Raw genomic sequence first — 4,088 nt, forward strand, 5'->3', positions numbered from 1 at the left:
CCATGCCGAGCGACCCACACCACGGCACCTCCACTCAGCCTCCCGACGCTCGTTTTGCGTTGTTCTCAGGAATGCGGCATGGCATGCCATTGAGTGTTTCGATCAAATTCTGCAGTGAATGTTCTGTCGTCATCGCGGGCAAGCGCGCTCCTACAGTGGATTGCGGTCAACTGTAGGAGTGAGCTTGCTCGCGATGACGATGGTGAATGCAAACCCAATTCAGCTGACTTCAGCAGGCTCTGACAAGTGACCGAACGCAATAGTGCAGACACCACAACTCGCGACTTGTGGGAGGCCGAGCACAGGTATTGCGTAGTGGGGAGCCCGGCATGGATGCCGGGCTAGCCGCACTAGGCCATGGATGGCCCATTGCGGCGTCCCCACGGAGCAATGCCGGAGTGAGGGAAGTCTGAGCCTTGGCGAAGACCCGTACAAAGGAGCAAGGCCTTTTTGGTGGGCCTGTCCCGTTACCACGGAAATGGATATGTACACAAAGATGCCCGCGACAGCCTCTCCAAAAGCAGACATACAATGTGTTAGCCACCAACGCCGAAAGACCGATTACAATTTGTTATCAGTTTCGATAACAACTGCTTCATATCAGATTTGGAATGAAGCTGGAGCGAGTACGAATGAACGAAGAACAAACCTTCCCAAGCGTCTGGGATGCCTTGGCTGATACGGCTCAGGAAGCGGCACACCTGAAAGCTCGCTCAGGGCTCATGATCGAACTCAATGAGCGAATCAAGCAGTGGCCGGGTAGCGATACGCTCAAAGCCAGCAAGCTAGGGATTACAAAACCACGCTTTTCCAATCTCAAAGCTGGCAGAGTTGACCTGTTCAGTCTGGATGCTCTGGTTGATCTGGCTGCGGCAGCTGGGTTGACGGTATCAATACACTTGGTCGCAGCTTGAAAGCTAAACGAGACAGGCTTACTGATTCCGCGCCAGATTCGAAGGCTGAATCACCCGCTTGGCATTCAGATAAGCCTTCTGCCAATACGGCTTGTCGAGGCTATCAAGCTTGACGGTGCCGCCAGTCGCTGGCGCATGCACGAAGCGCCCTTCGCCGACGTAGATCCCCGCATGGCTGACCTGCGAACCGCCGGCGGTAGCGAAGAAAACCAGATCACCCGACTGCAATTGCTCGCGCCCAACGTTGGGTGCGCGCATGACGATCATGTCCCGGGTCGAACGGGGCAAAGCGATACCGGCTGCGTCGCGATAGACAAAGCCGATCAAGCCACTGCAATCGAAACCCGAATCAGGCGTGTTACCGCCCCATCGATAAGGCGTACCCACCAGGCCTAAAGCACGGAACAGCACATCTTCGGCGGCAGGATTGTGGTTTTCGGTGGGGATAACGAGCACCGGGCGCTGAACAACCCGAGGCTGGGGCGGCGGCGCGCTGGCGCAAGCACTGAGCAACGCTGCAAGAGAAATAACCGCTAGGCGAACCATGATCGACATAAACAACAACCTGATGTGGATGCGGCTTACTTTGCCGGGGGCCCGGAAAGCACAAGACAGGCTTATAGCCTGTCTTTATGCAACACGGTAGTTATTTGTGCTTACGCTTCTTTACTGCAGGGGCCTTGATCGACGTTGCCGTCATCGCGGTGGTCTGCGGTGCAGCTACAGTCGACGAGTCCATGGCAAGGGCGCGCTTGGCTTCGATGAAGGTCTTGCTCCAGTAGGTATCGTCGAGGCTATCGACGCGAACACCACCGCTACGGCGGCTGCTGGAGTGGATGAATTGGTTGTCACCCAGGTAGATAGCTGCGTGGCTGACGCGACCGCGACCGGCAGTGCTGAAGAACAGCAGATCGCCTGGCTCAAGATCAGTGCGCTTCACTAGAGGTGCATCGATGTTGATCATTTCGCGGGAAGAACGCGGCAGACTCATGCCGGCCTCTTCTTTGAACAGATAACCGATGAAACCGCTGCAATCAAAACCGGACTTGGTAGAGGTGCCGCCAAAACGGTAGCGAGTACCGATCAGGGCTTTGCCACGCTCAAGAATGCTGTCAGCCAGAACTGGCAGCTGGTAAGGCTTGCTGTCGGCAAACTGGGCCAGTTCGGCTTCAGTTGCCAGCTCTTCCTGCAACACCGACCGGTCTGAGCGGATGGCGGAGGTTGGAGCTGAAATACTTGGCTTCTGAACCTGTTGCGAGGTGTTTTGGGCAACCGGCATATTGGCCGAGCAACCAAACAACAAGGTTACAAGTGCGAGGGGCACGAGGGGTGCAAACCGAACTAGCATGGGCACGACCGTGGCTGAAGTGTTAAGAAGCCGAGACTATGCCTTCTATCTTTCTCATTTGCAAATTCAATCGAACTAAATGTGACTTACCAACTCTTCCATGACATGTACCGCCCGGCAGGCAAAAAAGGCGTCCATTTGGGCGCTCTGATTTGTTGACGTCAAATTTATTTCCGCAGTAAATCCGCCGTAAACCCTTGTTCTGAATACAGGTTCATGGATGTAGGGGAAGCTCGCGGTGGTGCCGATGCTCAGCACTGCATCAAAGCCTTTTGCCATCTCTTCATAGAGCGTTTCCATGGCCTGCTCAGGCAACATCTCCTGAAATAACACGACAGATGGTCGCATAACGCCACTACACGCAGTGCAAAGTGGCGGTAGTGGTCGCTCCAGATGAGCGCTCACGTTCATATCTTCGGAGCCACATGACTGGCAATAAAGAGGTGCCAGCTGTCCATGGATTTCGATCAGGCGCTCAGGCGGGCTGCCTGCGGCGCGGTGAAAGCCATCGACATTTTGAGTAAGCACCCAGCAATCCGGCTTTTTGCGTTGTAGCTCGGCAATAGCGTAGTGCGCGGCATTGGGCTGGGCACCGAGGCAAGCCTTGGCCAGCTCGGCGATGTACTTCCAGCACAACGCGGGATCACGGCGCAGCATCGGGCCGGACATGGCCATTTCGATAGGCACACCGTCCTCGGTCTCAGCGTTATAAAGCCCCCCCACACCGCGATAAGTGGGCAAACCGGAGTCCGCCGAAAGCCCTGCTCCGGTAATGATCAGAATCCGTTGCGCATGCCGCAATGCCGCTGCGGTTTGCAACAACAGCGCCCGATCTACCATCCGAGGGTCTCTTTAAGGAAAGGGATGGTCAGTTTGCGCTGGGCCTGCAGCGATGCCTGATCCAGGGTCTCCAGCAGGTCGAACAGCGCGCTCATGCTGCGGGTACCACGGGTCAGAATGAAATGCCCGACTTCATCAGTCAGATGCAGGCCGCGGCGCGACGCACGCAATTGCAGGGCTCTTAGTTTGTCTTCATCGGACAGGCCACGCATCTGGAAAACCAGGGCCATGGTCAGGCGCGATTTGAGATCGGGAAGTTTGACCGGCAGCTCCCGGGGAGACTGGGAGGCGGCGATCAACAGGCGACGGCCGCTGTCTCGCAGCCGGTTGAACAGGTGGAACAGGGCTTCTTCCCACTCAGGCTTGCCGACAATAGCCTGCAAGTCGTCAAGGCAGACGAGCTCATATTGTTCAAGGTTGTCGAACAGCGCGATGCCTTGGTCGATGAGTTCAGCCATGGGCAGATAAACAGCTGGCTCACCGGTCTGCTCGAAACGCAGACACGCGGCCTGCAACAGATGAGTGCGGCCGACTCCGTCCTTGCCCCATAGATAGATAAGGCTTTCGGTCCAGCCAGCCTCGGCTTCGCACAGCCGCTCCACGTAGCCGAGTGCCGCGGCGTTGGCGCCGGGATAGTAATTGATGAAGGTGGCGTCATCACGCAGACGCACACCCAGGGGCAGCTGAATAGGTTTCATGCTGGCTGACGGCTCAAGGGAACCGTTAGGGGCCTCTGTGTAAAGTGCGCAAAGTTTATACCCGTGACGCTGGAGGCACAATGCGCGAGACCATAAGCAAAATCAAAGGTTTGCGTGAGTCGAGGTTGAATGTTGGAACACGTTCACTGTGGGAGCGGTGCTTGCCCGCGATAAGGTCACCCCGGCTTAGCTGATTAACCGAGGTTGAAGTGCGCCCCAAAAGTTGGACAGCAGTTGGCTAGGCTACCGTGGACTGGGTTCTGTACGCTACAGGGCTCAGCCCACCCA

General features: G+C 56.4%; 5 protein-coding genes. 1 reads left to right on the top strand and 4 read right to left on the bottom strand.

All coding sequences use genetic code 11. From position 1 onward, the window contains the following. The first annotated feature begins 632 nt into the window (after nucleotides 1-632). On the top strand, nucleotides 633-914 hold the full coding sequence (locus IV01_RS02600) for a helix-turn-helix domain-containing protein (protein ID WP_032631335.1): 282 nt from the start codon (nucleotides 633-635) through the stop codon (nucleotides 912-914). Between the two features lie 18 nt (nucleotides 915-932). Here IV01_RS02600 and IV01_RS02595 read toward each other — a convergent pair whose 3' ends face one another. From IV01_RS02595 to hda, 4 genes are all read right to left on the bottom strand, one after another. Continuing rightward, nucleotides 933-1,469, bottom strand: a complete 537-nt coding sequence (locus IV01_RS02595; RefSeq protein ID WP_032631336.1) for a C40 family peptidase — start codon at nucleotides 1,467-1,469, stop codon at nucleotides 933-935. Nucleotides 1,470-1,560: 91 nt separating this feature from the next. Beyond that, nucleotides 1,561-2,262 (bottom strand): C40 family peptidase, encoded by a 702-nt coding sequence (locus IV01_RS02590; protein WP_080290402.1) that lies wholly within the window; start codon nucleotides 2,260-2,262, stop codon nucleotides 1,561-1,563. A gap of 75 nt (nucleotides 2,263-2,337) precedes the next feature. After that, nucleotides 2,338-3,102, bottom strand: a complete 765-nt coding sequence (locus IV01_RS02585; RefSeq protein WP_032631338.1) for an NAD-dependent deacylase — start codon at nucleotides 3,100-3,102, stop codon at nucleotides 2,338-2,340. Then, nucleotides 3,096-3,800 carry a DnaA regulatory inactivator Hda gene (gene hda, locus IV01_RS02580; RefSeq protein WP_032631339.1) on the bottom strand — a complete coding sequence of 235 codons (705 nt, stop codon included), beginning with the start codon at nucleotides 3,798-3,800 and terminating at the stop codon, nucleotides 3,096-3,098. The genes IV01_RS02585 and hda overlap by 7 nt, the downstream gene beginning before the upstream one ends. Between the last annotated feature and the right edge of the window lie 288 nt (nucleotides 3,801-4,088).

The sequence above is a fragment of the Pseudomonas syringae genome (genome assembly GCF_000737245.1).
Lineage (GTDB): Bacteria > Pseudomonadota > Gammaproteobacteria > Pseudomonadales > Pseudomonadaceae > Aquipseudomonas > Aquipseudomonas syringae_J.

What these genes read in the sequence shown, in the direction of transcription:
- IV01_RS02595 (WP_032631336.1), bottom strand. Translation starts at nt 1,469, where the DNA reads ATGTCGATCATGGTTCGCCTAGCGGTTATTTCTCTTGCAGCGTTGCTC.
- IV01_RS02600 (WP_032631335.1), top strand. Translation starts at nt 633, where the DNA reads ATGAACGAAGAACAAACCTTCCCAAGCGTCTGGGATGCCTTGGCTGAT.
- IV01_RS02585 (WP_032631338.1), bottom strand. Translation starts at nt 3,102, where the DNA reads ATGGTAGATCGGGCGCTGTTGTTGCAAACCGCAGCGGCATTGCGGCAT.
- IV01_RS02590 (WP_080290402.1), bottom strand. Translation starts at nt 2,262, where the DNA reads ATGCTAGTTCGGTTTGCACCCCTCGTGCCCCTCGCACTTGTAACCTTG.
- hda (WP_032631339.1), bottom strand. Translation starts at nt 3,800, where the DNA reads ATGAAACCTATTCAGCTGCCCCTGGGTGTGCGTCTGCGTGATGACGCC.